The organism is Sphaerobacter sp., assembly GCF_019683595.1.
GTDB lineage: Bacteria > Chloroflexota > Chloroflexia > Thermomicrobiales > Thermomicrobiaceae > Sphaerobacter.
Genome location: NZ_JADGHZ010000240.1, coordinates 1 through 4,401, shown reverse-complemented (window position 1 = coordinate 4,401; position 4,401 = coordinate 1). Strand labels below are relative to the sequence as shown.

Here is a 4,401-nt window from a genome sequence, read left to right as displayed (position 1 = left end):
GTCCCGCCCAGCCCGGACGTCTCCTGGGAGGCGTTCGGCTACCTGCGGCCGATCGACCACGACCTGGCGGTGCGCGAGCACGCCGCGCTACGCCAGATCCTGACCGACGCGGGCGTGGACCTCGTCGTCGGCGAGGTCGACGACCCAACGCTGCCGGACGCCATCTTCCCCTTCGACCCGGTCTTCATGACCGACGCCGGAGCCGTCCTGTGCCGCATGGGGAAGCCGCTGCGCGCTCCTGAGGTCGCGCTGGCCGAAGAGACGATGCGCGACCTGGGCATCCCCATCGCCGGGCGCATCGTCGAGCCGGGCACGCTCGAAGGGGGCGACTGCCTCTGGCTCGATGCCCACACGCTCGCCATCGGCCGCGGCTATCGAACCAACACCGAGGGCATCCGCCAGATGGCGGAGATCATGGCGGCGCAGGGGGTCGAGGTCATCACCGTGGACCTCCCCCACTGGCGCGGTCCCGCCGAGTGCCTGCACCTGCTCTCGCTCATCAGCATGCTCGACAAGGACCTGGCGGTCGTCTACCTGCCGTTACTCGCCGCGGAGTTCGTCCAGCGCCTCCAGGAGCGCGGCATCCGGTTTGTGGAGGTGCCCGACGAGGAAGTCCCAACCCAAGGTCCGAACGTCCTGGCGCTCGGTCCGCGCCGCTGCCTGCTGCTTGAGGAGAACCGCGAGACGGCCCGCCGTCTGGAGGCAGCCGGCTGCGAGGTGATCCTGTATCAGGGACAGGAGATCTCCCACAACCGGACGGGTGGCCCGACCTGCCTCACCCGTCCCCTCCTGCGCGACCCGCTCTAATGCCATCTCGGAGCGCCGGCATTTCGCGATATGCCGGCGCTCGCTCATACCCGCTTGACACCCCCCGCGTCCCCGGCTACCGTGCCGTCGTCACAGTCGCACCAAATAGCACCTGCCGTTGCCGGCAGAGAAGGGTGGGGGTGATCGCCATGCGCTACCCGGCCAAGCAGCATGCGATGGACTGGATCGACCAGCACGCCGCACGGCTCTCCGCGTTCAACGAGGAGATCTGGCGCTACGCCGAGCCTGCCTGGCGTGAGTACCGCTCGGCCCGTGCCTACGTCGACCTCCTGCGCTCCGAGGGATTCGAGGTCGAGCAAGGCTCCGGCGAGATGCCGACCGCCTTCGTCGCCACCTGGGGCGACGGCGGCCCGGTACTCGGCGCCTACGCCGAGTACGACGCGGTCCCCGGCAACTCCCAGCAGGTGGTGCCCTACCGCGCACCACGCGAGGGACTGAGCCCGTGGGCCGCGGGGCACACCGACCCGCACTCGATGCTCGGCACCGCCGCGCTCACCGGGGTGCTCGCCGCCAAGGCCGCCATGGAGCGTTACGGCATCAAGGGGACCTTGCAGTTCTTCGGTGAGCCGGCCGAGAAAGTCTGCGGCTCCAAGCCGGTCCACGCCGCCAAGGGCTACTACGACGGCTTCGACGCCTTCATCGCCTACCACCCGCACGCGACGAACACCGTTGCCTGGGAGACGCAGTGCGGCTCCTACTGGAGCGCGGTCTTCACCTTCGAGTGCCTTGAGCCGCAGACCTGGATCGACAAGACACTCCTGCCCCAACCGAGCAGCCCCCACGCCGTCGCCCGCTGCCCGGGCGCGATCGACGCGCTCTGCTTGATGTACACCATGACCAAGTACACCAAGGAGGCCATGTTCCCCCACACCGGGACCTGGACACTCAACGAGTTCATCCTGGTGGGGGGAGATGCGACGTCCGACAACCTCCCGCCGCGGCTGAGCCAGATCCAGTACTCCTGGCGCAGTCCCACGCTCAGCATCCAGCAGCAGATCTACAACGTCCTGGCCCAGAACGCCCGCCACGCCGCGGCGGTCACCGGCTGCGTCGTCTCCGTCCGCTGGGTCACCAAGACGCGCGTCGGGCTGCCGAACAACGCGCTGGCCGCGCTCACCTACCGCAACCTGGAGGCGGTCGGCGCGCCGACCTTGAGCGAGGAGGCGCGCGCATTCGGCCGCGAGATCCAGCGCAACCTCGGCATCACGCCGATGGAGAACCCGTTCGACCCGGCCTGTGAGCAACTGGTCTCGCCGGAGGAGTACGAGGCGCGCCTGCGCCGGGTCCTCCCCGACTGGCAGCGCAACTTCACCTCGGACGATTACGTCGAGTACACCTGGCACGCCCCGACGGTCCGCCTCTTCACCGGCCGGCCGCGCCTGCAACCGCACAACCCGTCATACGAGTACCCGGCGTGGGCCTACAACGCGCTGGGTGGGCTGCCGGCGGCGGTCGACCCCGGCATGTTCGTCGCCGGGAAAACGATCGCGGCGACGCTGTTGGACCTGCTCACCCAGCCGGACGAGCTGGCTCGCGCCAAGGCGGAGTTCGTCGAACGCACCGAGGGCGGCATCGGCGGCGACAAGTGGGTCGCGCCCCTGCTGCCGCGCGACTTCCCCCCGCCGGTCGACCTGCGCTGGCCCGAATACGTGCGGACCGAGCGCGGCGAGGAGTGGTGGGTCCCCACCCCCGGCCCCGCCGGCTTCGGCGAGCGGCTGTAGGGGCGGAGCCGTGACGGCGGCGGGTCGCCGCTTCCGGCTGGATGGGGCGACCCGCGGCTCATGCCGTTTGACGAATTCCGTGGGTGTACGCGCTCGGCCCGTGCCCGGGGCTAAAGCCGCCGGGCTGACAATGAAAAGCCGGCTGGGGACGCTGGGCGTAGCAGGAAGCTGTATTGGATACGCCTGCATGTCGTCATCACAGCCCCTTCAGTGGGCTTACCCCCTATTCAGCCCGGCGGCTTGACCCCCGGGCACGGGCCAGGGCGTCGGATCCTCGCGCCACCCATTCAGCGTCCCGACGGCGGTACGAATCCAACCCCGCGCGGCGGCGGGCGCGCGATACCACAGCGGCGGCTCAGGCCGCCGCACTCCACAGCCGGCTTGAGCCGGCTTTCGTTGTCAGCCCGGCGGCTCTAGCCCCGGGCACGCGCCACGGCGTGGGATCCTTCACACCACCCGTCCCAGACACAGGCGTTGTCCTGCGATCGTCCCACCTGCCGACCGGCGCTCTCTGACCGGCGGCGCCTTGTGGTGCCGCTCTCCGCGGCCCTACCGCGAGATCGTCGCCTGGCTCTCGCCGTAGTCGTTCTCGTCGATCCAGGGCTTGCCCTCAGCGAAGCGGGTGGAACGGAACGGCGTGAGATCAACGGTCTTGGGCTGGCCCTCGGTGATCCACTCGGCCAGACACTTCCCGATGGCCGGGGAGGTCTTGAACGAGGTGCCGCTGTCCCCGGTCATGCAGTAGAGCCCCTCGTACTGCGGCAGATGGTCGATGATCGGTCGGGAGTCGGCGCTGCGCATCAGGATGCCCGCCCAGTTGCCGCGCATGGTGCTGTGGCGCATGACCGGCCAGCGCGCGATCAGCCGCTCGCGGCAGTAGTCGACGAAGTCCTGAGACACCGCCTCGCTGAATGCCTCCGGGTCGGCCGCGGGACGGACGCCCTGCTCCCCGCCGATGAGCGTGCAGTTGCCGTCGACCGGCCGCGCCCAGGTGTGGTTGATCCGGTCGATGTAGGTCATGTGCTGCGGCGAGCGCTCCAGCGCCCAGCGGAAGACCGTCACCCGCGCGTAGCTCGGCACGAGCGGGAGGTCGATCCCCAGCGGCTCGAAGAGCTGGTTGGCCCACGCCCCAGCAGCCACCACAACCACCGGCGCCGAGATGGTGCCCGCGGTCGTCTCGACCCCGCTGACCCGATTGCCCTCGGTGAGCACCCGCGTGACCCGCGTGTCCAGCTTGAAGGTGACCCCGAGGTCCATGGCCGCGCGGGCGAAGCTGTACGTCGTCGCGTTCGGGTCCGCGAAGCCGGAGTCGGGCTCGTATGCCACGCGCACCACGTCGTCGAGCCGCAGCGATGGGTCGAGCTCCCGCGCCTCATCCGGCGTCAGCAGGAGAGCGTTCGCGCCCAGCTCGCGGTGCATGGCGACGTTCGCCTCCAGGTGGTGGTCGTACTCCGGCGGCACGAACACCATCAGCCCGACCTTCTGGAACCCGCACTCGCCGCCGACTATGTCGGACCAGTTGGCGAAGTACTTGAGGCTCTCGACCGCGAGCCGCGTCTCCGGCTCATTCGTGTAGTGGGTGCGCACCAGCGCCCCGCTCTTGCCGGTCGCCCCGGCCGCCAGGTGCCGCCGCTCGACCACCACCACGCGCTTCACTCCAGCACGTGCCAGGTGGTAGGCGATGCTCGTGCCGTTGGCACCCGCGCCCACCACGACGACGTCCGCAGTTTCCATCGGGGATGCTCCTCTCAGTCGTACGTCATGCGTCATGCGTCACACGTCCCCCTCACCCCCGGCCCCTCTCCCCTGGTGGGAGAGGGGAGAACATGCAATACGCAGCACGGTTGACGTA

At 69.6% G+C, this 4,401-nt stretch carries 3 protein-coding genes; 2 read left to right on the top strand and 1 reads right to left on the bottom strand.

Features of this window, described 5'->3' with window-relative positions:
• Both IRZ30_RS15955 and IRZ30_RS15950 read left to right on the top strand, forming a co-directional pair.
• Positions 1-807, top strand: an 807-nt coding sequence (locus IRZ30_RS15955; RefSeq protein ID WP_294086561.1) for a dimethylarginine dimethylaminohydrolase family protein, incomplete at its 5' end; no start/stop codon positions are given.
• Between the two features lie 149 nt (positions 808-956).
• A complete protein-coding gene (locus IRZ30_RS15950) occupies positions 957-2,549 on the top strand; it encodes an amidohydrolase (protein WP_294086562.1) in 1,593 nt (530 codons plus the stop codon).
• A gap of 549 nt (positions 2,550-3,098) precedes the next feature.
• Here IRZ30_RS15950 and IRZ30_RS15945 read toward each other — a convergent pair.
• The gene (locus IRZ30_RS15945) at positions 3,099-4,283 is read right to left on the bottom strand and encodes an FAD-dependent oxidoreductase (RefSeq protein ID WP_294086560.1); all 1,185 of its coding nucleotides are present in this window, start codon (positions 4,281-4,283) and stop codon (positions 3,099-3,101) included.
• Positions 4,284-4,401: the final 118 nt, after the last annotated feature.

What these genes read in the sequence shown, in the direction of transcription:
- IRZ30_RS15945 (WP_294086560.1), bottom strand. Translation starts at nt 4,283, where the DNA reads ATGGAAACTGCGGACGTCGTCGTGGTGGGCGCGGGTGCCAACGGCACG.
- IRZ30_RS15950 (WP_294086562.1), top strand. Translation starts at nt 957, where the DNA reads ATGCGCTACCCGGCCAAGCAGCATGCGATGGACTGGATCGACCAGCAC.